24 protein-coding genes are annotated in these 24,182 nt (G+C 71.2%); 13 read left to right on the forward strand and 11 right to left on the reverse strand.

The window, feature by feature from the left end; genetic code table 11:
* The first annotated feature begins 43 nt into the window (after nt 1-43).
* From SCK26_RS12840 to SCK26_RS12850, 3 genes are all read left to right on the forward strand, one after another.
* Nucleotides 44-784: a response regulator transcription factor gene (locus tag SCK26_RS12840; protein WP_030609901.1), complete on the forward strand. Its 741-nt coding sequence runs from the start codon at nt 44-46 to the stop codon at nt 782-784.
* Nucleotides 781-1,905, forward strand: a complete 1,125-nt coding sequence (locus tag SCK26_RS12845; RefSeq protein ID WP_318201433.1) for a sensor histidine kinase — start codon at nt 781-783, stop codon at nt 1,903-1,905. Before SCK26_RS12840 ends, SCK26_RS12845 begins: the two co-directional genes overlap by 4 nt.
* Before the next feature lie 300 nt (nt 1,906-2,205).
* On the forward strand, nt 2,206-6,009 hold the full coding sequence (locus SCK26_RS12850) for a multifunctional oxoglutarate decarboxylase/oxoglutarate dehydrogenase thiamine pyrophosphate-binding subunit/dihydrolipoyllysine-residue succinyltransferase subunit (protein ID WP_318201434.1): 3,804 nt from the start codon (nt 2,206-2,208) through the stop codon (nt 6,007-6,009).
* Between the two features lie 457 nt (nt 6,010-6,466).
* Here the strand turns inward: SCK26_RS12850 and SCK26_RS12855 are convergent, their stop codons facing one another.
* A complete protein-coding gene (locus tag SCK26_RS12855; protein WP_003992906.1) occupies nt 6,467-6,646 on the reverse strand; it encodes a DUF6104 family protein in 180 nt (59 codons plus the stop codon).
* A gap of 233 nt (nt 6,647-6,879) precedes the next feature.
* Between SCK26_RS12855 and SCK26_RS12860 the strand changes: the two genes are divergently transcribed.
* Nucleotides 6,880-7,980, forward strand: coding sequence for a hypothetical protein (locus SCK26_RS12860; RefSeq protein WP_318201435.1), 1,101 nt, complete (start codon nt 6,880-6,882; stop codon nt 7,978-7,980).
* A 1-nt stretch (nt 7,981) separates the two neighbouring features.
* Nucleotides 7,982-9,064: a PadR family transcriptional regulator gene (locus tag SCK26_RS12865; protein ID WP_318201436.1), complete on the forward strand. Its 1,083-nt coding sequence runs from the start codon at nt 7,982-7,984 to the stop codon at nt 9,062-9,064.
* Between the two features lie 451 nt (nt 9,065-9,515).
* Here the strand turns inward: SCK26_RS12865 and SCK26_RS12870 are convergent, their stop codons facing one another.
* The 4 genes from SCK26_RS12870 to SCK26_RS12885 form a co-directional block, all read right to left on the reverse strand.
* Nucleotides 9,516-10,088: a Clp protease N-terminal domain-containing protein gene (locus SCK26_RS12870; RefSeq protein ID WP_318201437.1), complete on the reverse strand. Its 573-nt coding sequence runs from the start codon at nt 10,086-10,088 to the stop codon at nt 9,516-9,518.
* On the reverse strand, nt 10,088-10,297 hold the full coding sequence (locus tag SCK26_RS12875; RefSeq protein WP_318201438.1) for a helix-turn-helix domain-containing protein: 210 nt from the start codon (nt 10,295-10,297) through the stop codon (nt 10,088-10,090). Before SCK26_RS12875 ends, SCK26_RS12870 begins: the two co-directional genes overlap by 1 nt.
* 114 nt (nt 10,298-10,411) lie before the next feature.
* On the reverse strand, nt 10,412-11,377 hold the full coding sequence (locus tag SCK26_RS12880; protein WP_318201439.1) for a zinc-binding dehydrogenase: 966 nt from the start codon (nt 11,375-11,377) through the stop codon (nt 10,412-10,414).
* A gap of 239 nt (nt 11,378-11,616) precedes the next feature.
* Nucleotides 11,617-12,840 (reverse strand): NADP-dependent malic enzyme, encoded by a 1,224-nt coding sequence (locus SCK26_RS12885; protein ID WP_318201440.1) that lies wholly within the window; start codon nt 12,838-12,840, stop codon nt 11,617-11,619.
* Between the two features lie 557 nt (nt 12,841-13,397).
* Here SCK26_RS12885 and SCK26_RS12890 point away from each other — a divergent pair.
* Genes SCK26_RS12890 through SCK26_RS12900 form a run of 3 tightly spaced genes read left to right on the forward strand, consistent with a single transcriptional unit; the run spans nt 13,398 to nt 16,132 of the window.
* Nucleotides 13,398-14,357, forward strand: coding sequence for an ABC transporter substrate-binding protein (locus SCK26_RS12890; RefSeq protein WP_318201441.1), 960 nt, complete (start codon nt 13,398-13,400; stop codon nt 14,355-14,357).
* A 39-nt stretch (nt 14,358-14,396) separates the two neighbouring features.
* Nucleotides 14,397-15,329, forward strand: coding sequence for an amino acid ABC transporter permease (locus tag SCK26_RS12895; RefSeq protein WP_318201442.1), 933 nt, complete (start codon nt 14,397-14,399; stop codon nt 15,327-15,329).
* A 50-nt stretch (nt 15,330-15,379) separates the two neighbouring features.
* Complete coding sequence (locus tag SCK26_RS12900) at nt 15,380-16,132, forward strand: amino acid ABC transporter ATP-binding protein (protein WP_318205994.1); 753 nt, start codon at nt 15,380-15,382, stop codon at nt 16,130-16,132.
* A gap of 54 nt (nt 16,133-16,186) precedes the next feature.
* Here SCK26_RS12900 and SCK26_RS12905 read toward each other — a convergent pair whose 3' ends face one another.
* Nucleotides 16,187-16,945, reverse strand: a complete 759-nt coding sequence (locus tag SCK26_RS12905; protein ID WP_318201443.1) for a class I SAM-dependent methyltransferase — start codon at nt 16,943-16,945, stop codon at nt 16,187-16,189.
* Between the two features lie 102 nt (nt 16,946-17,047).
* Here SCK26_RS12905 and SCK26_RS12910 point away from each other — a divergent pair, with 102 nt between their 5' ends.
* Complete coding sequence (locus SCK26_RS12910; protein WP_318201444.1) at nt 17,048-17,677, forward strand: CGNR zinc finger domain-containing protein; 630 nt, start codon at nt 17,048-17,050, stop codon at nt 17,675-17,677.
* Here the strand turns inward: SCK26_RS12910 and sodX are convergent.
* Entirely contained in the window at nt 17,581-18,015 is a 435-nt protein-coding gene (gene sodX / locus SCK26_RS12915; protein ID WP_318205995.1) for a nickel-type superoxide dismutase maturation protease, read from the reverse strand. The two genes, SCK26_RS12910 and sodX, sit on opposite strands and share 97 nt — an antisense overlap.
* Before the next feature lie 145 nt (nt 18,016-18,160).
* Here sodX and sodN point away from each other — a divergent pair, with 145 nt between their 5' ends.
* From sodN to SCK26_RS12930, 3 genes are all read left to right on the forward strand, one after another.
* On the forward strand, nt 18,161-18,556 hold the full coding sequence (gene sodN, locus SCK26_RS12920; RefSeq protein WP_318201445.1) for a superoxide dismutase, Ni: 396 nt from the start codon (nt 18,161-18,163) through the stop codon (nt 18,554-18,556).
* A gap of 292 nt (nt 18,557-18,848) precedes the next feature.
* On the forward strand, nt 18,849-19,250 hold the full coding sequence (locus SCK26_RS12925) for a helix-turn-helix transcriptional regulator (protein ID WP_318201446.1): 402 nt from the start codon (nt 18,849-18,851) through the stop codon (nt 19,248-19,250).
* A gap of 34 nt (nt 19,251-19,284) precedes the next feature.
* A complete protein-coding gene (locus SCK26_RS12930) occupies nt 19,285-19,701 on the forward strand; it encodes a VOC family protein (protein ID WP_318201447.1) in 417 nt (138 codons plus the stop codon).
* Between the two features lie 31 nt (nt 19,702-19,732).
* On the opposite strand, the gene SCK26_RS12935 is transcribed toward SCK26_RS12930, so the two are convergent.
* The 4 genes from SCK26_RS12935 to SCK26_RS12950 all read right to left on the reverse strand — a co-directional run bounded on the left by SCK26_RS12935 (nt 19,733) and on the right by SCK26_RS12950 (nt 23,207).
* On the reverse strand, nt 19,733-20,065 hold the full coding sequence (locus SCK26_RS12935) for a DUF952 domain-containing protein (protein ID WP_318201448.1): 333 nt from the start codon (nt 20,063-20,065) through the stop codon (nt 19,733-19,735).
* A 41-nt stretch (nt 20,066-20,106) separates the two neighbouring features.
* Nucleotides 20,107-20,370 (reverse strand): hypothetical protein, encoded by a 264-nt coding sequence (locus tag SCK26_RS12940; protein ID WP_318201449.1) that lies wholly within the window; start codon nt 20,368-20,370, stop codon nt 20,107-20,109.
* Between the two features lie 181 nt (nt 20,371-20,551).
* Nucleotides 20,552-21,688, reverse strand: a complete 1,137-nt coding sequence (locus SCK26_RS12945; protein WP_318201450.1) for a family 2 encapsulin nanocompartment cargo protein polyprenyl transferase — start codon at nt 21,686-21,688, stop codon at nt 20,552-20,554.
* Nucleotides 21,689-21,800: 112 nt separating this feature from the next.
* Nucleotides 21,801-23,207 (reverse strand): family 2B encapsulin nanocompartment shell protein, encoded by a 1,407-nt coding sequence (locus tag SCK26_RS12950; protein ID WP_318201451.1) that lies wholly within the window; start codon nt 23,205-23,207, stop codon nt 21,801-21,803.
* A gap of 297 nt (nt 23,208-23,504) precedes the next feature.
* On the opposite strand from SCK26_RS12950, the gene SCK26_RS12955 reads away from it, so the two are divergent.
* Nucleotides 23,505-24,098: an N-acetylmuramoyl-L-alanine amidase gene (locus SCK26_RS12955; protein ID WP_318201452.1), complete on the forward strand. Its 594-nt coding sequence runs from the start codon at nt 23,505-23,507 to the stop codon at nt 24,096-24,098.
* Nucleotides 24,099-24,182: the final 84 nt, after the last annotated feature.

Consider the following 24,182-nt stretch of genomic DNA (forward strand, 5'->3'; position numbering starts at 1 on the left):
GGATCACCCCACGGATTCCGGAAAGCAACAACAGGGGCGGGCGATGGAGCAGACACACACCTCCCAGAGCGGCGCGGCGACGACCACCCCGGGCGCACAGCGCCGGGTACTGGTCGTCGAGGACGACCCCACGATCGTCGACGCCATCGCGGCCCGGCTCCGCGCCGAGGGATTTCTGGTGCAAACGGCGGCCGACGGGCCGGCCGCCGTCGACACGGCCGAGGCCTGGCAGCCCGACCTGCTGATCCTGGACATCATGCTGCCCGGCTTCGACGGCCTCGAGGTGTGCCGGCGGGTGCAGGCGCAGCGGCCGGTGCCGGTGCTGATGCTCACCGCGCGGGACGACGAGACGGACATGCTGGTCGGACTCGGCGTGGGCGCCGACGACTACATGACCAAGCCGTTCTCCATGCGGGAGCTGGCGGCCCGGGTGCACGTGCTGCTGCGCCGGGTGGAGCGGGCCGCGCTGGCCGCCGCCACGCCGCGCACCGGCATACTGCGCCTCGGCGAACTGGAGATCGACCACGCGCAGCGCCGGGTGCGGGTGAAGTCCGAGGACGTCCACCTGACGCCCACCGAGTTCGACCTGCTGGTGTGCCTGGCGAACACGCCGCGCGCGGTGCTCTCCCGCGAGCAGCTGCTGGCCGAGGTGTGGGACTGGGCGGACGCCTCCGGCACCCGCACGGTCGACAGCCACATCAAGGCGCTGCGCCGCAAGATCGGCGCCGAGCGCATCCGGACCGTGCACGGCGTGGGCTACGCGCTGGAGACACCGACCCCGTGAGCGACAGCGGGCGCCAGGCCGCACGGAGGAGCCCCGGGATCCTCGGCGAGGACCCCTGGGGCGGCGTACGCCCGTTCTCGATCAAGACCAAGCTGGGCGCGCTGGTCGTCATCGCGGTGCTGATCACCACCGGACTGTCGATCGTGGCGGTGCACACCAAGACGGAGCTGCGCTTCATCACGGTCTTCTCGATGATCGCCACCCTGCTCATCACGCAGTTCGTGGCGCACTCGCTGACCATGCCGCTGGACGAGATGAACGCGGTGGCCCGCTCCATCTCGCACGGCGACTACACGCGCCGGGTGCGGGAGAACCGCCGGGACGAACTCGGCGACCTGGCCCAGACGATCAACGTCATGGCCGACGAGCTGGAGGCCCAGGACAACCAGCGCAAGGAGCTGGTGGCGAACGTCTCGCACGAGCTGCGCACCCCGATCGCCGGGCTGCGCGCGGTGCTGGAGAACATCGTCGACGGCGTCACCGAGGCCGACCCGGAGACCATGCGGACGGCCCTGAAGCAGACCGAGCGGCTCGGCCGCCTGGTGGAGACCCTGCTGGACCTGTCCCGGCTGGACAACGGAGTGGTCCCGCTGAAGACCCGGCGCTTCGAGGTGTGGCCGTACCTGTCGGGCGTGCTGAAGGAGGCCAACATGGTCGCCTCCGCGCGCGCCGGCATCGCCTCCGGCTCGGGCAGCCACACCCGCACGGACGTCCATCTGCACCTGGACGTCTCGCCGCCGGAGCTGACCGCGCAGGCGGACCCCGAGCGCATCCACCAGGTCGTCGCCAACCTGATCGACAACGCGGTCAAGCACAGCCCGCCGCACGGCCGGGTCACCGTACGGGCGCGGCGCGGGCCGCAGCCGGAGTCGCTGGTGCTGGAGGTCATGGACGAAGGCCCCGGCATTCCCCGGTCGGAGTGGCACCGGGTCTTCGAGCGGTTCAACCGGGGTGCCGTCACCCGGCCGCACGGCCCGGGCAGCGACGGCGGCACCGGGCTCGGGCTGGCCATCGCCCGATGGGCCGTGGATCTGCACGGCGGCCGGATCGGAGTGGCCGAATCCGAGCGTGGCTGCCGGATCATCGTCACTCTTCCGGGACTGACTTCCCTGGCGAGTTGACGTAAGGTCCGCACCGGAAGCACAAGATCCACGTCAGTCGACGCGCGTTCGCGCAGCTCGACACGTGTGATCAGCGCAGGTCCGGGGCAGACGTCGGTCAACGGCGCGCCGGGCCGCGCCGCCGCACCCTCTCCTGCCCGGAACCCCGCTTGTTTCCCGCCATATCAAGCCCCGAAACAAGATTTCCGATGTGACTTACGCGACGATGACCATGCTCGACCTGACCTTCCCGGCCAGGGAGGCGTAGCCTTTATTCCCGCTGTCCATCACCTTGTGAAGCGGAAGAGGGCGGTTGCCGCCGTGTCGCCACAGTCCCCCAGTAACTCATCGAGCATCTCCACCGACGACCAAGCCGGGAAGAACCCCGCCGCCGCGTTCGGTGCGAACGAATGGCTCGTCGACGAGATCTATCAGCAGTACCTCCAGGACCCGAATTCCGTAGACCGCGCCTGGTGGGACTTCTTCGCCGACTACAAGCCGGGTGCTCCTGCCACCCCGGCCCCGGCGGGCGCTGCGGCCACGGGGGCCGCAGAGACCACCACGGCCCCGCAGGCACCCGCGGCCCCGGCCCCCCAGGCCGCCGCCCCGGCCCCGAAGCCCGCCGCGGCTCCCGCCCAGGCGCCCGCGGCTCCCGCCCAGGCCCCCGCGGCGAAGGCCGCCCCGGCCCAGCCGGCGCAACCCGCACAGGCGCCCGCTCAGCCGAAGGCCAAGGCCGCGCCCGCGAAGGAGGCCCCCGAGGGCCCCGAGCTGGTCACGCTGCGCGGCCCGTCCGCCGCCGTGGCGAAGAACATGGACGCCTCGCTGGAGATGCCGACCGCCACCTCGGTCCGCGCCGTCCCGGTGAAGCTGCTGTTCGACAACCGGATCGTCATCAACAACCACCTCAAGCGCGCCCGCGGCGGGAAGATCTCCTTCACGCACATCATCGGGTACGCGATGGTGCAGGCCATCAAGGCCATGCCGTCGATGAACTGGGCGTACGGCGTCAAGGACGGCAAGCCGACCCTGATCAAGCCGGCGCACGTCAACCTGGGCCTGGCCATCGACCTGGTCAAGCCCAACGGTGACCGCCAGCTCGTCGTGGCCGCCATCAAGAAGGCCGAGACGCTGAACTTCTTCGAGTTCTGGCAGGCCTACGAGGACATCGTCCGCCGCGCCCGCGACGGCAAGCTGACGATGGACGACTTCTCCGGCGTCACGGTCTCCCTGACCAACCCCGGCGGCCTCGGTACCGTCCACTCCGTGCCGCGCCTGATGCCCGGCCAGTCCGTGATCATGGGCGTCGGCTCCATGGACTACCCGGCGGAGTTCCAGGGCACCAGCCAGGACACCCTGAACAAGCTCGGCGTCTCCAAGGTCATGACGCTCACGTCGACCTACGACCACCGGGTCATCCAGGGCGCCGCCTCCGGCGAGTTCCTGCGCCAGGTCGCCAACCTGCTGCTCGGCGAGAACGGCTTCTACGACGACATCTTCGAGGCGCTGCGCATCCCCTACGAGCCGGTCCGCTGGCTCAAGGACATCGACGCCAGCCACGACGACGACGTCACCAAGGCCGCCCGCGTCTTCGAGCTGATCCACTCCTACCGGGTCCGCGGCCACGTCATGGCCGACACCGACCCGCTGGAGTACAAGCAGCGCAAGCACCCCGACCTGGACATCGTCGAGCACGGCCTCACCCTGTGGGACCTGGAGCGCGAGTTCGCCGTCGGCGGCTTCGCCGGCAAGTCGATGATGAAGCTGCGCGACATCCTCGGCGTGCTCCGCGACTCGTACTGCCGCACCACCGGCATCGAGTTCATGCACATCCAGGACCCCAAGCAGCGCAAGTGGATCCAGGACCGGGTGGAGCGCCCGCACTCCAAGATGGAGCGCGAGGAGCAGCTGCGCATCCTGCGCCGGCTGAACGCCGCCGAGGCGTTCGAAACCTTCCTGCAGACCAAGTACGTCGGCCAGAAGCGGTTCTCGCTGGAGGGCGGCGAGTCCGTCATCCCGCTGCTCGACGCGGTGATCGACTCCGCCGCCGAGTCCCGGCTGGACGAGGTCGTCATCGGCATGGCCCACCGCGGCCGGCTGAACGTCCTCGCCAACATCGTCGGCAAGTCGTACGCGCAGATCTTCCGCGAGTTCGAGGGCAACCTCGACCCGAAGTCGATGCACGGCTCCGGCGACGTGAAGTACCACCTGGGCGCCGAGGGCACCTTCACCGGCCTGGACGGCGAGCAGATCAAGGTCTCGCTGGTCGCCAACCCCTCCCACCTGGAGGCCGTCGACCCGGTCCTGGAGGGTGTCTCCCGCGCCAAGCAGGACATCATCAACAAGGGCGGCACGGACTTCACGGTGCTGCCGGTGGCGATCCACGGCGACGCGGCCTTCGCGGGCCAGGGCGTGGTGGCCGAGACCCTGAACATGTCGCAGCTGCGCGGCTACCGCACCGGCGGCACGGTCCACATCGTCATCAACAACCAGGTCGGCTTCACCGCGGCCCCCGAGTCCTCGCGTTCCTCCATGTACGCGACGGACGTGGCCCGCATGATCGAGGCCCCGATCTTCCACGTCAACGGCGACGACCCCGAGGCCGTCGTGCGCGTGGCGCGGCTCGCCTTCGAGTTCCGCCAGGCGTTCAACAAGGACGTGGTGATCGACCTCATCTGCTACCGCCGCCGCGGTCACAACGAGTCGGACAACCCGGCCTTCACCCAGCCGCTGATGTACGACCTGATCGACAAGAAGCGCTCGGTGCGCAAGCTGTACACCGAGTCGCTGATCGGTCGCGGCGACATCACCCTGGAGGAGGCCGAGCAGGCGCTCCAGGACTACCAGGGGCAGCTGGAGAAGGTCTTCACCGAGGTCCGCGAGGCCACCTCGCAGCCGGTCGCCGACGACGTCCGGGCGCCCCAGGACGGCTTCCCGGTCGCGGTGCCGACCGCGGTCTCCTCGGAGGTCGTCAAGCGGATCGCCGAGTCCCAGGTCAACATCCCCGACACCATCACCGTCCACCCGCGGCTGCTGCCGCAGCTCCAGCGCCGCGCGGCGATGGTGGAGGACGGCACGATCGACTGGGGCATGGGCGAGACCCTCGCCATCGGCTCGCTGCTGCTGGAGGGCACCCCGGTCCGGCTGGCCGGCCAGGACTCCCAGCGCGGCACGTTCGGCCAGCGCCACGCGGTGCTGATCGACCGGGAGACCGGCGAGGAGTACACCCCGCTGCAGTACCTCTCCGAGGACCAGGCGCGGCTGAACGTCTACAACTCGCTGCTGTCCGAGTACGCGGCGATGGGCTTCGAATACGGCTACTCGCTGGCCCGCCCGGACGCGCTGGTGATGTGGGAGGCCCAGTTCGGCGACTTCGTCAACGGCGCCCAGACGGTCGTCGACGAGTTCATCTCGTCGGCGGAGCAGAAGTGGAGCCAGACCTCCGGCGTCGTCCTGCTCCTGCCGCACGGCTACGAGGGCCAGGGCCCGGACCACTCCTCCGCGCGTCCCGAGCGGTTCCTCCAGCTGTGCGCGCAGAACAACATGACGGTCGCCATGCCGACCTCGCCGTCGAACTACTTCCACCTCCTGCGGTGGCAGGTGCACAACCCGCACCACAAGCCGCTGGTCGTCTTCACCCCGAAGTCGATGCTGCGCCTGAAGGCCGCCGCGTCGAAGGCGGAGGAGTTCACGAACGGCCAGTTCCGCCCGGTCATCGGCGACAGCACGGTCGACCCGGCCGCGGTCCGCAAGGTCGTCTTCTGCGCCGGCAAGGTCTACTACGACCTGGAGGCCGAGCGGCAGAAGCGGGGCGTCACGGACACGGCGATCATCCGCATCGAGCGGCTGTACCCGCTGCCGGGTGACGAGCTCCAGGCGGAGGTCAACAAGTACCCGAACGCCGAGAAGTACCTCTGGGCGCAGGAGGAGCCGGCGAACCAGGGTGCGTGGCCGTTCATCGCGCTCAACCTGATCGACCACCTGGACCTGGCGGTCGGCGCGGACATCCCGGCCGGCGAGCGGCTGCGGCGCATCTCGCGTCCGCACTCCTCGTCGCCGGCGGTGGGTTCCGCGAAGCGGCACCAGGCCGAGCAGGAGCAGCTCGTGCGTGAGGTGTTCGAGGCGTAGGCCTTCCGGAAAGGGCCCGGTACCGAGTTCGCGCTCGGTGCCGGGCCCTTTCGCGTCAGCCGAGGTACGCCTCGAAGTTTCAGTACGGCCTGACCCGTTGCCTCGCCGAGAGGGTGTGCGGGTGCTGCGCGCCGAGGGTCCGGGTGAGGGAGGCACCCCCGCGGCTCCCCCGCCGGGGACCGCGGCGGTACGGCGGTGCCGTCCGGTGTCGCGGGGTCGGCGCCGTCCGCCGCCGCGGCCGGTTCGGTCCGGGTCAGGGACACGGTGGGGGAGGACCGGCCGCCGCCCTCCGCGACGGCGCCCACGATCCTGCCCGCCTGCGCCGTCGGTTCGATGCCGGAACCGACGGAGACCTTAACGGGGGCCGGGGTGTCCGGACCGGCGCGCAGGGACGGTAACCGCCGACGACGGTCCCGTCGTCCAGGCGTATGCGTTCGGCTGGTGGCCGCGGCGCGCCCTATTCGTCGTCCTCGTCGTCGAGCCGGGCGAGCCAGGTGGCCAGCCGCTCCACGGGCACCTCGAAGTCCGGGTTCAGGTCCACGAACGTGCGCAACTGCTCGGCGAGCCACTCGAAGGTGACCTCTTCCTCGCCACGCCGCTTCTCCAGCTCCTCGATACCGCGGTCGGTGAAGTACATAGGGGCTACGTCTCCTGCGTAAACATCCAGCCGGCAACTCACCCCACCAGCGTATGCCGCCGGTGAGGCGGGCCGGACAGGGGCAGCCGCGCGACCGCCCGCGCCGCACGGGCCGGGCGCGGGGTCGCGCACCCACTCGAAAGAGTGTCTTGACTTCCCATGGCCGCGATATATCGTGTTTGACAGAGAATGCGATATGGCGTGTCACTGCCGTGCCCGGCCGAGGAGGTCCCATGTCCGAGTGGTCCGTCGCCGAACCCAGGAAGCTGACCTTCGACAGCCCCGTACGCGAGGTGCGGGTCCGCGTCATCGACGGCACGGTGAACGTGGTCGGCACGGAGGAGACGACGGCCCGCCTGGAGGTCTCGGAACTCGACGGCCCGCCCCTGGTGGTCACCCAGGACGGCACCACACTGACCGTGGCCTATGAGGACCTGCCCTGGAAGGGCCTCCTCAATTGGCTGGAGCGCAAGGGCCGGTGCCGCAGCGCCGTGGTCTCCCTGACGGTCCCGGCCGGCACGCGCGTGGAGGTGGGCGTGGTGGGCGCCGGCGCGGTGGTCTCGGGCATCCGCGGCCCGGCGGTGATCAGAGGGGTGAACGGCGACACGACCCTGGTCGGTGTCTCGGGCCCGGTCCGCGCGGAGACCGTCTCGGGAAACGTGGAGGCCCAGGCGGTCACCGGGGACCTGACGTTCCACTCGGTGTCGGGAGACCTCACGGTGGTCGAGGGCTCCGGCCCCTCCGTGCGGGCCGACACCGTGAGCGGCTCGATGATCGTCGACCTGGATCCGGACGGTCCCACGGACGTCGGCCTGACCAGCGTCTCCGGTGAGATCGCCATCCGCCTGCCGCACCCGGCGGACGCCGAGGTGGAGGCGAACACCGCGAGCGGGGTGATCTCCAACGCCTTCGACGGGCTGCGGGTGCACGGCCAGTGGGGCATGCACAAGATCACCGGCCGCCTCGGCGCGGGCACGGGCAGGCTGCGGGCCACCACGGTCTCCGGCTCGATAGCCCTGCTGCGCCGCCCGCCCCGGGACGAGGAGGAAACCCGCGCCGAAGCCCCGAGGCCCCCACACACCCCTGGCACCGGCACGGACCCGGGCGTGGGCACGGGTGCCGGCACTGACACGGGCACAGGCACAGGCACGGCGGACCGCACCACAGCCACCACACCCACCACGCCCACCGCCTCCACCGCACCGGACGCCCGAACGGCACCCCACCCGGCCGATCACTCCCCGACCGCCCCGGGGGACAATTCCGTCTCCGGCCAGGACGCCGCCGCCACCGGCGCACCGGCCGACGGCACGACCGACAAGAAGGTGCTCTGACATGCCTCCCGTCTTCGCCCACGGCCGCCTGCGCCTGTACCTGCTCAAGCTGCTCGCCGAGGCCCCGCGTCACGGCTACGAGGTGATCAGGCTCCTGGAGGAACGCTTCCAGGGTCTCTACGCCCCCTCGGCGGGCACGGTCTACCCGCGCCTGGCCAAACTGGAGGCGGAGGGCCTGGTCCGGCACACCACCGAGGGCGGCCGCAAGGTGTACGCCATCACGGACGCGGGCCGCGCCGAACTGGCCGACCGCAGCGGTGAGCTGGCCGACTTGGAGCTGGAGATCCGCGAGTCGGTCGCGGAACTGGCCGCCGAGATAAGGGCCGACGTGCGCGGCGCGGCCGGCGACCTGCGCCGCGAGATGCGGGCCGCCGCCACCGAGGCCCGCCGCGCACGGACGTCCGGCAGCGACTTCGCCCACGGGGAGTACGGCGAGCCGGGCGACAAGGAGGCGTGGAAGGCCGCCAAGGAGGAGATGCGCCGGGCCAAGCAGGAGTGGAAGGAGCAGGCGCGGCGCGCGAAGGACGAGAGCCGCCGGGCCCGCGAGGAGGCCCAGCGGGCCCGCCGCCAGGCGCAGGAGGCGCAGGCACGGGCACGGGTCCAGGCACAGGAGGAGGTGCAGCGCATCGCCCGGCGCGTCCAGGAAAGCGTCCAGGACCACTTCACGCGCGGCGACTGGCCGACGGGTCTCCGCGAGGGCCTGTCCGAACTGGCGAAGGAGGTCGGCGAGTTCGGCAAGGACTGGGGAAGGGATCTGGGCAAGGACTGGGGCAAGGACTTCGGCGGCAACTGGGGCTTCCCCCGCGCCGCCGAGGAGACGCCCCGGCCCGCTCCGCCCTCGGAACCGCACTACACCCAGGCCCCGGACGACTTCCCCGCCGAGTACGAACCGAGCTGGGCCCACGAGACGCCCACCGGCGACCCGGCCCGCGACCTGGACCGCCTCCTGGACCGCTTCCGCGACGACATCCGTGACGCGGCCCGGGACAACGGCATCACCCCGGCCCAGCTCCGGGAAACCCGCCACCACCTCACCAAGGCGGCGGCCCGCATCGCGGCGATCCTCCACCCACGCACCCCCTGACCGACACCGGCCAAGCGCACCGGAACCCGAGGCCGGCTTCCCGACGAACCCGACCGAGCCGACCGGCAAACCCCGACCGGGGCTCAGGAACGGAGCCCCGGAGACCCACCCTCCGGCCAGCCGGACGGACGGCCACGCTTCCGGGCCCGGCGCGAAGCCCCGCGACGCCCGCCCTCCAGCCGACCGAGCCGGGCGGACGAACGGGCCAGCCCCCGGGGTGGCCAGGGGCGGAGCCCCGAAGGCCCACCCTCTGCCAACCAAGACGGGCGGACGGGTAAACCCCCCAGATCCCGGGCGGAGCCCCGCGACGTTCGCCTCCCAGCCAACCGGGACGGGCGCACGAACGCGCCCACCCGGGGGCCAGGAGCTGAGCCGCGGAGACCCGCCCTCCAGCCAACCAGGACAAACAGGCGGGCAAACCCCCGGGGCCCCGCGCGGAGCCCCGCGACGCTCACCCTCCCGCCGACCGAGCCAGGTGGGCAGGTGGGCAAACCCTCGACACGCCCTCGAACGTCACACCGAAGTCCGCCAGCACCTCTCCGCCCACTCCCGGCAGAACCGTGAGCGCCAGCAGCAGATGCTCGCCTCCGATGAACCGCTCCCCCCGCCCGACCGCCACCCGCAACGCCCGCTCCAGCACATCCTTGGCCCCCCGGCCGAACCGGGGCCGGCGCCCGGCCCACCACGCCCGCTCCCCCGCGCCCTCGGCCATCGCTCCGACCCCGTGCACCTCCTCCACCCGGGCCACGACCTCCCCCACATCGATCCCCAGCCCCGCGAGCGCCTCCGCCTCGGCCCGGGTCAGCCCGGCCCTCCGCCGTGCCTCGGCCACGGCCTCCCGCACCGCGTCCCGCGACGGCGCGAGCCCGAGGGCGGACAGCGCGAAGGAGGCCCGGCTTCCCTCACTGTCGAGCAGGGCCAGCAGCAGATGCTCGGGGCCGACGGTCCGCTCCCCGTCGCGCCGCGCATGCGCGAACGCCCCCTCGACCACCGCCCGCGCGTCCTTGGTGAACCGCTCGAACATCAACGCCTCCCGTACTTCTTGTGCACGGCCTGCCTGCTGACACCCAGCTCCGCGGCGATCTCCTGCCACGACCAGCCCTGATTGCGCGCACTGCGCACCTGTACCGCCTCCAGCTGCTCCAGCAGCCGGCGCAGCGCGGCCACGGCCCGCAGCCCGACCCGTGGATCACGGTCACCGGCACGCTCGGCGAGATCGATTGCCTCACTCATGCTGTCAATGTAGGTTGACAGCCTCCTCGCGTCAACCACAGTTGACAACCGGGGCACGCGAAAGGCGGGCCCGGCACCCCGGACCCGCCCTCCGTACCAACGCCCCGGCGAACCTCAGGAGTTGGTGAGCACGATCTTTCCGAACTGCTCTCCCGACGCCAGCCGTTCGAAGCCCTCGCGGGCCCGGTCCAGCGGCAGCTCCTCGTCGATGACGGGCCGTACGCCGGTCGCGGCGCAGAAGGAGAGCAGGTCCTCCAGCTCGTCCTTGGTGCCCATCGTGGAGCCGACGACCTTCAGTTCGAGGAAGAAGATCCGGGTCAGCTCGGCGTGCGAGGGCCGGTCCCCGCTGGTCGCGCCGGAGATGACGAGCGTGCCGCCGGGCCGCAGCGACTTCACCGAGTGGGACCAGGTCGCGGCGCCCACGGTCTCGATGACGGCGTCCACCCGCTGCGGCAGCCGGGCCCCGGGCTCCATCGCCTCCACGGCGCCCAGTTCCACGGCCCGCTTCCGCTTCGCCTCGTCCCGGCTGGTGGCGAAGACACGCAGCCCGGCCGCCTTGCCGAGGACGATCGCGGCGGTGGCGACACCGCCGCCCGCGCCCTGCACGAGGACCGAGTCACCGGGCCGTACCCCGGCGTTGGTGAACAGCATCCGGTACGCGGTCAGCCAGGCCGTCGGCAGACAGGCGGCCTCGGCGAAGGACAGCTCCTTCGGCTTGGGCAGCACGTTCCAGGTCGGCACGGCGACCTGTTCGGCGAAGGTGCCCTGGTAGCGCTCGGTGAGGATGGAGCGCGGCTCGCCGGGGCCGACGCCGTGGCCGGTCTGGCCGATGACGGAGTGCAGGACGACCTCGTTGCCGTCCGCGTCGACACCGGCGGCATCGCAGCCGAGGATCATCGGCAGCCGGCCCTCCGGGAGGCCGACGCCGCGCAGGGACCAGAGGTCGTGGTGGTTGAGGGAAGCGGCGCGCACGGTGATGGTGCTCCAGCCGGGACGGGCCTCGGGAGCCGGACGCTCCCCCAACTCGAGGCCGGTGAGCGGCTGGTCGCGGTCGATTCGGGCGGCGTAGACAGCGAACATGGAGCCGACGATAGGTGCGCGACGCACCCGGCGGAACCAGGCGCCCCTGTGACACATGCCCTCTTGCGCAACGGCACCCGTGCGGCGCAGGACCACCGGCACCGCACCGCCGGACACCCGGGAGGCGCCTCCCCGGAGGAGTCTCCCGGACATCCGGACGGCGTCTCCCGGACACCCGAGACGAAGGCGGCGGGCAAAAAAAGGTCCCGCCCTGACGGGCGGGACCATGCGGCGCGACGTCAGCGACGCGCGACGCCCGCGGCACGCGCGGCGGCCGCGACCGCCGCGGTGACCGCCGGAGCGACCCGCTCGTCGAACGGCGACGGGATCACGTAGTCGGCGGCGAGATCGTCACCGACCACCGCGGCCAGCGCCTCGGCGGCGGCGATCTTCATCCCCTCCGTGATCCGCGTGGCCCGCACCTGGAGCGCGCCGGCGAAGATGCCGGGGAAGGCCAGCACGTTGTTGATCTGGTTGGGGAAGTCGGAGCGCCCGGTGGCGACGACCGCCGCGTACTTGTGCGCGACGTCCGGGTGCACCTCGGGGTTCGGGTTGGCCATCGCGAACACGAAGGCGCCCTCCGCCATGGAGGCCACGGCCTCCTCCGGGACCGTACCGCCGGAGACGCCGATGAACACGTCCGCACCCGCGAGGGCGTCCTCCAGCGAGCCGGTGAGGCCGGCCTTGTTGGTGAACCCGGCCAGTTCGCGCTTGACCGGGGTCAGGTCGTCCCGGCCGGCCCAGACCACGCCCTTGCGGTCCGCCACCGCCACGTCCCCGATGCCGGCCTCGACCAGCATCCTGGCGATGGCGACACCGGCCGCGCCGGCACCCGAGATGACGGCCCGCAGCTGCCCGATCTCGCGTCCGCTCAGCCGCGCCGCGTTGCGCAGCGCCGCGAGCGTCACGACGGCCGTGCCGTGCTGGTCGTCGTGGAAGACCGGGATGTCCAGGCGCTCCTGGAGCCGGCGCTCGATCTCGAAGCACCGGGGAGCCGAGATGTCCTCCAGGTTCACTCCGCCGAAGGAGGGAGCGAGCCGGACGACGGTCTCCACGATGTCGTCGACGTCGGTGCAGTCGAGGGCGATCGGGACCGCGTCCACGCCGCCGAACTGCTTGAACAGGATGGCCTTGCCCTCCATCACGGGGAGGGAGGCCTGGGGACCGATGTCCCCGAGCCCGAGCACGGCCGTACCGTCGGTGACGACGGCGACCACACTGGATTTCCATGTGTAGTCGTTGACCAGCTCCGGCTGTTCCGCGATCGCGGTGCACACGCGCGCGACGCCGGGCGTGTACGCGAGGGAAAGGTCGTCCTTGTCACGGACCGGCACGGTGGCCTGCACAGCCATCTTGCCGCCGCGGTGCAGCGCGAACACGGGGTCGAAGGAATCGAGGGGCTCGGCCCCGCCGTCCTGGTCCGTTGTGTCGTCGCTGCGAGGATTGACGATCTCCGCTGCCACTTTGTCTTACCCCTTAGGTATGCATGGTTTGAGGGTCGACCACTCCTGGTGAGGGGTGGGCGGGCACCGCGTACGGCCCGATTGCTGATACGTACGAGGCCATACGCGACGGGCGCGCCGCACACGCGCCCTGAGCCCCGGATGAGGGGTGTAAAGAACCTTCTTACCGGACGGACGGCGCCCGCGACGAGTCCAATAGGTGCAAGGTCACATCCCGGAACGCGTGGGCGACGCGGAGATGACGGACGGCCGTCGGGCGGAAATGGCGTGAAATCGCGCAAGGGTGATCCACGGCCGACCGACCACATCGTGAGACACGGTGAAGATTCTCCGGCCGGAGTAGCGGATTCCCGCAGATGGTCCTGCGGCTATGGACCGAGGTTGTACCGACCTGGTGTGGTTCGGGGGTCACCCGTTATCCGATTTTGACATAACGAGTCCCCTGAATGGCGTAGTCCGAATGGCAAGATGCCGTAAACCCACGAGGTCGCGACACCCGAAGGTGTGTGTTTCCGTCGACCCATCGGCACCTCTTCCCATCCGCCGGAGGAACCACGATGACCGCAAGCTCCACCCGTCGTACCACCGCCGCGCGCTCCCGTCTTGCCGCGGTCGGTGCGATCGCGGTCGCAGGCGCCCTGCTGCTCACCGGCTGCGGTGATCAGACCAAGGACAAGGACAAGGACTCCGGCAGCGCGTCCACCAGCAGCGCCCCGCTCGCCGACAAGCTCCCGCAGGACATCCGGAGCAAGGGCAAGATCCGGGTCGGCTCGGACATCGCGTACGCCCCGGTGGAGTACAAGGACGACTCCGGCAAGGTGGTCGGTCTGGACCCGGACCTGGCCCAGGCGCTGGGCAAGCAGCTCGGGGTGACGTTCGAGTTCCAGAACGGCACCTTCGACGCCCTGCTCACCGGTCTGCGCTCGGACCGCTACGACATCGCGATGTCGGCGATGACGGACAACAAGAACCGCCAGGAGGGCGTGGACCCCGACACCGGCAAGCACGTCGGCGAGGGCGTCGACTTCGTCGACTACCTGACGGCCGGTGTCTCCATATACACCCGCAAGGGAGACACCGAGTCCATATCGACGTGGGACGACCTGTGCGGCAAGAAGCTGGCCGTGCAGCGCGGCACCACCTCGGACGACCTGGCCAAGGCGCAGGCCGAGAAGTGTCCGAAGGGCAAGAAGCTCTCCATCGAGGCGTTCGACGACAACCAGCAGGCCCAGACCCGGCTGCGCTCGGGCGGTGTGGACGCGGTGTCCGCCGACTTCCCGGTCGCCGCGTACGCGGTGAAGACCTCCGGCGGCGGCAAGGACTTCGAGCTGGTCGGCGACCAGGTCGAGGCGGCCCCGTACGGCATCGCGGTCTCCAAGAAGGAGACGCAGCTGCGGGACGCCCTCCAGGCGGCGATGGACGCGCTCATCAAGAACGGCGAGTACCAGAAGATCCTCGAGAAGTGGGGCGCCCAGGACGGCGCCGTCAAGCAGTCCGTCATCAACGGCGGCAAGTGACCCGCGACAGACAGCAGCGGCCACCGAGAGGCACTATCCGTGACTGACATCGACAAGACGGCGGGTCCGAAGGACACGCCCCCGGCCGGCGCCGAGGCCATCAGGGCCATCCCGGTGCGGCACTACGGACGGTACGTCACCGCCGTCATCGCCATCGCGATCCTCGTCGCGATCGTCTACGCGTTCGCCCAGGGCAAGATCAACTGGCACGCCGTTCCCGACTACTTCTTCGACGACCGGATCATGACCGGTGTCGGCAAGACCCTCCTGCTGACGGTCCTGTCGATGGTGATCGGCATCGTCGGCGGCATCGTCCTCGCGGTGATGCGGCTGTCGAAGAACCCGGTGACCTCGTCCATCGCCTGGTTCTACATCTGGTTCTTCCGCGGCACCCCGGTCCTCGTCCAGCTGTTCCTCTGGTTCAACCTGGGCCTGGTCTTCGAGTACATCAACCTGATGCCGATCTACAAGGACTACTGGTCGAGCTTCATGACGCCGCTGCTGACGGCGCTGCTCGGCCTCGGTCTGAACGAGGCCGCGTACATGGCCGAGATCTGCCGGGCCGGCCTGCTCGCGGTGGACGAGGGCCAGACCGAGGCGGCCCACGCGCTCGGCATGAGCCACGGCAAGACCCTGCGCCGGGTGGTCGTCCCGCAGGCGATGCGAGTGATCGTGCCGCCGACGGGCAACGAAGTGATCAACATGCTGAAGACGACCTCGCTCGTGGCGGCCGTCCAGTTCTCCGAACTCTTCCGCTACGCGCAGGACATCGGCCAGAACTCCGGCGCCCCGGTGGAGATGTACTTCCTCGCCGCGGCCTGGTACCTGATCATGACCTCGGTGCTGAGCGTGGGCCAGTACTACCTCGAGCGGTACTACGCCCGCGGCTCCAGCCGCACCCTCCCCCCGACCCCGTGGCAGAAGGTGAAGAAGCATCTGACGACCTTCTCCAGCAGGAAGGCCACGGCATGACCGACAAGCTGAGCAAGACGCAGGACGCCCGGCCGCGGGACGCGGTCCCGATGGTCAGGGCGGAGGGCGTGCACAAGTCCTTCGGCCAGGTCGAGGTGCTCAAGGGCATCGACCTGGAGGTGAAGCCGGGCGAGGTGTTCTGCCTGATCGGCCCCTCCGGCTCCGGCAAGTCGACGTTCCTGCGCTGCATCAACCACCTGGAGAAGATCAACGCCGGGCGGCTCTACGTCGACGGCGAGCTGGTCGGCTACCGCCAGCAGGGCGACAAGCTGTACGAGCTGCGGGACCGCGAGGTCGCCATGAAGCGCCGCGACATCGGCATGGTCTTCCAGCGCTTCAACCTGTTCCCGCACATGACGGCCGTGGAGAACGTCATGGAGGCGCCGGTCCAGGTGAAGGGCGCCAGCCGCGGCGAGGCCCGGGAGCGCGCCCTGCAACTGCTGGAGCGCGTGGGCCTGGCCGACCGCGCCGGGCACTACCCCTCCCAGCTCTCCGGCGGCCAGCAGCAGCGGGTGGCGATCGCCCGGGCCCTGGCGATGGAGCCGAAGCTGATGCTGTTCGACGAGCCGACCTCGGCCCTGGACCCGGAGCTGGTCGGTGACGTCCTGGACGTCATGCGGGACCTCGCCGAGTCCGGCATGACCATGGTCGTCGTCACCCACGAGATGGGCTTCGCCCGTGAGGTGGGCGACAGCCTGGTCTTCATGGACGGCGGCGTGGTGGTCGAATCCGGCCACCCCAGGGACGTCCTGACGAACCCGCAGCACGAGCGGACGCAGTCGTTCCTGTCCAAGGTCCTCTGACCTGCGCGTGAGGGGCGGTACGGGTCGCCGTACCGCCCCTCACGGCTGCCCCGCCTACTTCAGCGCCAGCAGCAGCGTGTCCGACGGGGAGCACCACACCGGCCTGGCCTCGGCGAATCCCTTCTCGCGCAGCACGCGCGCGTGCCACCGCACCGACGGCATGTCCCCGTCCGCGTGCTCGCCGTAGATCTCGAAGCGGCGAGCGGTCGGCTCGGCGAGGGCCGGGTCCGCGGCCGCCAGCCGCCACCAGTCGGCCCAGTCCACCGCGCCGTCCCGCTTGGCCTGTTCCATACGGGCGTGCCGCTGGGCGCGCTCCGCCTCGTTGATCCGGGGCGTGGTCTCGTCGATCATGTGGTCCGCGTTCATGAAAACACCGCCGTCGCGGACCAGCTCCGCGATCCGGCCGTAGAGGACCGCGAGGGGTTCGGCGTGCAGCCAGTGGAGGGCCGTCGCGGTCAGGACGGCGTCGTAGGAGTCGTACGGCAGCTTCGCCGGCCAGTCGGGGTCCTTGAGGTCGGCGGTGACGAGCCGGACGCGGTCGTCGCCGTCGAAGGTGCCGTGCGCGATGGCGAGCAGCGCCGGGTCCAGGTCGACACCGGTGCTGGTGGCCTCCGGGAAGCGGCTCAGCAGCCGGGCGGTGATGCTGCCGGTGCCGCAGGCCAGGTCGAGCACGCGCGGAGCGGGGCCCACGAGCGCCTCGACCATGTCGAGCATGATCCGGAAGCGCTCCTCGCGGTCCGGCATGTACCACTCCTGCTGCCGGTCCCAGCTCTCCTGCCAGGCCGCCCAGTCGGTCCCGGTACTCGTCGTCATGTGGAACACCGACTCCCCTCGGTTCGCGTAATACCCTGGAAGCACGACCGGCTCTTACCCGACCGCAGACACGACCATAAGACGCCCTCGTAAGGACTACAAGTGGAACTGGCCTATTACTCGGATTACGCGGTACGTCTCGTCAACAGCGAGGAGCCGGCCCGGGGCAAGGACGTCCTGACCACGGTCGAGGCCGTCCGCGACCTCTTCGGTGTCAACGCGTCGGCCGCCCGCCGCGCCACGGACGCCGACGTCACCCGCTTCCGCTCGGTCCGGGCCCGGCTGCGCGCGGTCTTCGAGGCCGCCGACCAGGGCGACGAGACCCTGGCCGTGGACCTGCTGAACTCACTGCTGCTGGAGTTCCCGGTCAGCCCGCAGATCTCCGGGCACGACCACCGGGACGACGACGGCCGGCCGCTGTGGCACATGCACCTGGCCGACCACCCCTCCAACGCCACCGCCGGCTACGCGGCGATCGCGGCGATGGGCCTCGCCTTCCACCTCACCGAGTACGGCGTCGACCGCCTCGGCCTGTGCCAGGCGTCCCCGTGCCGCAACGCCTACCTGGACACCTCCACCAACCGATCCCGGCGCTACTGCTCGGACCGCTGCGCCACCCGCGCCAACGTGGCCGCCTACCGGGCCCGCAAGCGCCTGGAGGCCGACCGGTCCGGCAGCAGCGGCCGGGCCGCCGACAGCGCCCAGCGCAGCAGCGCGAACGGCGACCGCTGACCGGCCCCCACCGGCCGGAACCGGAACAGCGCCTTGCCCAGGATCAGTTCCTCGGGCACCACCCCGTAGTCCGTGCTGTCCCCGCCCGCGTACGGATTGTCCCCGAGTACCCACCAGCCGCCGTCGCGCCGCTCCACCGCCCGCTTGACCACCAGCAGGTCCTGCTGGAAGGGATGGCGCAGGACCACCACGTCACCGGGCCGGACCGCGCCCCCGTACCGCACCAGCAACTGGTCCCCGTGGTGCAGTGTGGGCACCATGGACGGGCCGGTCACCTCCGCCAGCCCGAAGGGCGCCACCGCCCTCCCCCGCTCGGTCTCCTGCGACAGTTCCGGCATCCCCGGCACCTCCCCGGTCCGTTCCTCCACCAGTCTCAGTCTCACCCTGGACTTTTGTCCTAAGCCCTAGGGGGCAGCCGAGAAATCGCGTTCCTCAGGGAGTAATGTCGCACCTGAGAAGACGATCACGAGGAAGGAATGCTCCATGCTTTCCCGCCTGTTTGCCCCCAAGGTCAAGGTCAGCGCCCACTGCGACCTGCCCTGCGGCGTGTACGACCCGGCCCAGGCCCGCATCGAGGCGGAGTCGGTGAAGGCCGTCCAGGAGAAGATGGCCGGCAACGCCGACCCGCACTTCCAGGCCCGCGCCACCGTCATCAAGGAGCAGCGCGCCGAGCTGGCGAAGCACCACGTCTCCGTCCTGTGGAGCGACTACTTCAAGGCCCCGCACTTCGAGAAGTACCCGGAGCTGCACCAGCTGGTCAACGACGCCCTGAAGGCCCTCTCGGCCGCCAAGGCGTCCACCGACCCGGCGACGGGCCAGAAGGCCCTGGACTACATCGAGCAGATCGCCAAGATCTTCTGGGAGACCAAGCAGGCCTGACCGCCCGCCTCTTCCCCGCACCCGGCCCGCGCCACCGCGAGCCGGGTGCGGTGTTCTCCGCGGGCTGTGGTGCGCGCAAGCCCGCCGGGTCACGCACACCGGTGGCGTCGGCCGCCGGCTCGCGCACATGCTCCTGGACACCGGGCGGCCGGCCCCGGCCGCTTCGGCGCGTGGAGCGACGCGAAGGTTCGTTGCACCGCCCCGGCCACGACCAGGGTGTCCACGACGCCGCCGGCCCCGGGCCGCCTCCGTGCCGGGCTCCGGCCTCACTGCGCTGTGCGAAGCTGGGCGGGTGAGCGCACTGGAGGACCTGAGACGGCTGCGGCGCGTGCGCGACCGCATGGACCGGGAGTACGCCGAACCGCTCGACATGACCGCGCTGGCCCGCGACGCCCTGATGTCACCGGGCCACTTCCAGCGCAGCTTCCGCAAGGCGTTCGGCGAGACGCCGTACGGCTATCTCATGACCCGCCGGATCGAGCGGGCCAAGGCGCTGCTGCGCCGGGGCGATCTCACCGTCACCGAGGTGTGCCTCGCCGTCGGCTGCACCTCCCTCGGCTCCTTCAGCTCCCGCTTCACCGAGCTGGTCGGCGAGACGCCGAGCGCCTACCGGGCCCGCGACCACGAGGAGAGCGCGGTGATCCCGCCGTGCGTGGCCCGCAGGCTGACCCGGCCGCGCCGCCGCCCGTACTGAGGCACGGCGCGGCGGCCCGCTCTAGGGTGAGCCCATGGACGTGAAACTCGCGCAGTGTTTCCTCGCGGTGGACGACCACGACAAGGCCATCGCCTTCTACCGCGATGTCCTCGGCATGGAGATCCGCAACGACGTGGGCTTCGAAGGGATGCGCTGGGTGACCGTGGGCTCCCCGCTCCAGCCGGACGTGGAGATCGTGCTGGAGCCGCCGGACGCGAGTCCGGACGCCTCGCCGGCGGACAAGCAGGTCCTCAACGAACTCCTCGCCAAGGGCCTGCTGCGCGGGGTCATCTTCACCACCCCCGACTGCGACGCGCTGTACGAGCGGGTGCGGGAGGCCGGCGCCGACGTCCTCCAAGAGCCGCTGGACCAGCCCTACGGGGTCCGGGACTGCGCCTTCCGGGACCCGGCGGGCAACCAGCTCCGCTTCATCGAACGCCCGGCGTCCTGACGCGGCGGCCGGCCGGCGGCCGCCGCGCGGCTCAGCCCCAGGGCTCCACGTCCACCACGGCCTCGGCCGGCAGCGGGCCGTACACGTGCGGGAACTCCTCCCCGCCCGGCTCGGCGGACTCGTACCGCACCGGCGCACCGACCCGGGCCGGGTCCACGACGAGGACGACCAGCTCGTCCGGGCCGTCGTAGCCGCCGTAGAGGAACGCGGCGACGCCCGGCAGCTGCTCACGGCTGGAGAAGTGGATGAAGCCCTCCTCCTCAAGCGTGCGGCCCCGGGTGGACCGTTCGTAGACACCGCGCTCGCGCGCCGCTTCCCACAGGGAGCGTTCGGTGATGTGCAGGATGTACGGCAGTTTCGGCATGGCCTCACGCTACGGCGTCCCCCGCCACCGGCCCATCCGGTTCACGGCGCCTCCGGCCGCCCGGGCGCGCGGCCGGGGGCGTCCCTCGCACCGGCGGACGGGCCGGAACCGGGAGCGGGACCCGGAACAGGTTCGGCGGACCGGTCCGTGCCGGGGCCGTCGGGGGCGGTGTACGCCCCGCAGCCGCGGTTGCGGCACGGGCCGGGGCCCCAGACCGGCACCCAGGCGCCCAGCGTCTTGTGCCGCTTGACGACGTTCTCCACCGGCTGCCCGCAGACCGGACAGACGGGTTCCTCGCTGCCCATGACCTCAGCGTAGGCCGCCTCGTCGCGGCGCGCCGCCCGGACGGGCCGGCGGCAGGCGGTGGCCCCGCACAGTGTGGAGGTGTGCGGAGCCGCCTGACCGGAGGCCCCGACGGGCCGTGCGGGGTCAGGAGCCACACGGGCCGAAGTCTCCGGGTTCTCCCCGGCCGCCGGGCGGCGGCGCTCAGTTGGTGCGCCGGGTGACGAACTCGGCGAGCGCCAGCAGACCGCCCGCCGCCTCCGGATCGGGGACCGCACGGGCCAGTTCCTGCATGGCCCGGGCCATCCGGTCGGCCGCCTCGGCCTGCGCCCAGTCCCGGCCGCCGGCCCGCTCCACCGCCAGCGTCGTACGCGCGATCTCCCCGGCCTCCGCCTCCTCGCCGTACGGCTTCCCGTACAGCGCGGCCAGCTCGGACGCCTCCGGTGTGCCGGAGGTCAGCGCCGCCACCACCGGCAGGGACTTCTTGCGGGCGACGAGATCCGCGCCGGCCGGCTTGCCGGTGTGCCGCGGGTCTCCCCATATGCCGATCACGTCGTCGATCAGCTGGAAGGCGAGCCCGGCCTGACGGCCGAAGCCGTCCAGCGCGGCCACCTCCTCCGCGCCGGCGCCCGCGTACAGCGCGCCGATCGCGCAGGCGCAGCCCAGCAGTGCGCCGGTCTTGGCCTCGGCCATGGTGAGCACCTCGTCCAGCGTCACCGCGTCCGGGGCGCGCCGCTCCAGGTCGGTGTCGGCGTGCTGGCCCTCGCACAGCTCCACCACACAGGCCGCGAGCCGGGCCGCGGCCGGGCCGGAGGCCGGGTGCGGGTCCTCGGCGAGCAGCCGCAGGGCCAACGCCTGGAGCGCGTCCCCGGCGAGGATCGCGTCGGTGTCCCCGAACACGGTCCAGGCCGTCGGCCGGTGCCGGCGGGTGGTGTCCCGGTCCATCACGTCGTCGTGCAGCAGCGTGAAGTTGTGGATCAGTTCGACCGCCGCGGCGGCGCGGACCGCCGCCGTTCGGGCCGCCGGGCCGCCGAGCGCCGCGGCCGCCGCCAGCACGAGTGCCGGTCTGATCGCCTTGCCCGCGTTGCCCGCCGCCGGTGTGCCGTCGGCGTGCTGCCAGCCGAAGTGGTAGAGCCCGATCCGGCGCATGGTGCCGGGCAGCGACTCCACGGCCGCCCGCAGCTGCGGGTAGACCTGGGCCCGGGTGCGCTCCAACTGCGCCAGCGCCTCCTGCCCGTCGAGCGGACCGGCGGCCCCGGTGGTCTGCCGGGACTCCCCCGCCGTGCCGGAATCCGGCACACCGGGGGCACGCTCGTCGGTCTCCGTCATGTACTCGGCCATGCCTCCCCCTCGCCAGGTCCGCGCGAGCCGATGTCACCGGGCCGCCCGGACGCGTTCCCCGAGGGCCTACCCGTCCCGGCGGCCGGAGACACGGCCGCTACGTGCGGAAACGTCACCCCCACCGGCCGATCTCGACGTTCTCCAGGACACCGAGCGCGTCCGGCACCAGAACGGCGGCCGAGTAGTAGGCCGTCACCAGGTACTTGATGATGGCCTGCTCGTTGATGCCCATGAACCGGACGGACAGGCTCGGTTCGATCTCGTCCGGGATGCCGGACTGCCGCAGGCCGATCACGCCCTGCTCGGACTCGCCGGTACGCATGGCGATGATGGAGGTCGTCCGGGCCTCGCTGACCGGGATCTTGTTGCACGGGTAGATCGGCACCCCGCGCCAGGTGGGGATGCGGTTGCCGCCGATGTCGATGGTCTCCGGGACCAGGCCCCGCTTGTTCAGCTCGCGGCCGAACGCGGCGATCGCGCGCGGGTGGGCCAGGAACAGCTTGGTGCCCCGGCGGCGGCTGAGCAGCTCGTCCAGGTCGTCCGGGCTGGGCACGCCGTCGTGCGGCTGGATCCGCTGGTCGTACTCGCAGTTGCTGAGCAGACCGAACTCGGGGTTGTTGACCAGCTCGTGTTCCTGGCGCTCCTTCAACGCCTCGACCGTGAGCCGCAGCTGCTGCTCGGTCTGGTTCATCGGCTGGTTGTAGAGGTCGGCCACGCGCGAGTGGATGCGCAGGACGGTCTGGGCGATGCTCAGTTCGTACTCGCGGGGCCGTGGCTCGTAGTCCACGAAGGTGTGCGGGATGTCGGGCTCGCCGGAGTGGCCGGCCGCCAGCTCGACCTCCTTCTCGCCGTACTTGTTGGCCCGCTGCCGGGGGATCGAGCGCAGCCGTTCGAGGTGGGCGCGCAGCGAGTCGGAGCGCTCCGCGACCTGCTGGAAGTCCTGCCGGGCGAGGACCAGCACCGTGGTCGCGGTGTGCGCGCGGACGGTGTACTCCCAGATCGCCTCCGGCTCGAGCAGCGCCTGGTCGCCGAAGTAGGCGCCGTCGGCGAGGACCCCGAGGACGGCGTCGTCGCCGTAGGGGCCCGTGCCGATCTTCTCCACCCGGCCGTGCGCGAGCAGGTAGACCTCGTCGGTGGGGTGGCCGAAATCGGCGATCACCTCGCCGGCCGCGACTTCGCGCTGACGGCAGCGCCGGGCCAGTTCGGCGAGCACCTCCTCGTCGTCGTACGACCGCAGGGCCGGCAGTTCGCCCAGTTCGTTCGGGATGACCTCCACCTGGTCCCCGGTCTTCACGAAGGTGATGCGGCCGTCGCCGACGGCGTAGGTCAGCCGCCGGTTCACCCGGTAGGTGCCGCCCTGGACGTCGACCCAGGGAAGCGTGCGCAGCAGCCAGCGGGAGCTGATCTCCTGCATCTGCGGCACGGACTTGGTGGTGGTGGCCAGGTTCCGCGCTGCCGCCGTCCCGAGGGACTGCTGCGGCCTGTTCTGATCGGTACGGACCTCTTCGCCTACCGACATAAAGTAATGCCCTCCCATGTATGCCCGGTGCCGCAGTGCACCGGGCACCGGTCTCACGTCCGAGCGTCCCAGCACGCGGTGTGTCCGCGCCATTACCCGAAAGAGCGGGAATGGATCATCGGATTACCGGGCAGAAAGAGAGACTTCGCTCCGGCTCCCGCGGCCTCCGCCGGCTGTCCGGATCGGCTCGCACACCGTACGAACGATGTGTTCCGAGTCGTCCGGTTTCGGTAGAAGCAGGCAGGACATCCGGTCGCGCTCCGCGGACCGGACGGGCACGGCACGAAGGAGTCGGGCATGGCCCCACCCATGTCGGCGAGCGAATTCCTGGACGCGCTGCGGGACGAGGGCGTGACGGTCGTCGAGGTCGGCGACTGGCGGGAGCACAACCGCAATCACAAGGGCCCCTGGGGGCCCGTGCACGGTGTGATGATCCACCACACGGTGACCCGGGGCAGCGAGCAGACGGTGGACCTGTGCCGCGACGGTTACCAGGACCTGCCGGGCCCGCTGTGCCATGGCGTGATCACCAAGGACGGCCGGGTCCACCTGGTCGGCTACGGCCGCGCCAACCACGCCGGTCTCGGCGACGACGAGGTGCTGCGGGCGGTGATCGCCGAGAAGGGGATGCCGCCGGACAACGAGGCCAACACCGACGGCAACCGGCACTTCTACGGCTTCGAGTGCGAGAACCTCGGCGACGGGGCGGACCCGTGGCCGGAGGAGCAGGTGGAGGCGATCGTCCGGGTCTCCGCGGCGCTGTGCCGCCGTCACGGCTGGACGGAACGGTCGGTCATCGGCCACCTGGAGTGGCAGCCGGGGAAGGTGGATCCAAGAGGGGTCACGATGCGCTCGCTGAGGTCGCGGGTGCGGGAACGGCTGAAGGACTAGCACCACGAGGTCGGGGCGCGCCGTGGCCGGTCGCGCGGTTTCCCCTGGTGGTCGCGGTCACCGCCGGCCGCGATGCGCCCGGGC

Origin of the sequence: Streptomyces sp. SCL15-4 (assembly GCF_033366695.1) — a bacterium.
Taxonomy (GTDB): Bacteria; Actinomycetota; Actinomycetes; order Streptomycetales; family Streptomycetaceae; genus Streptomyces.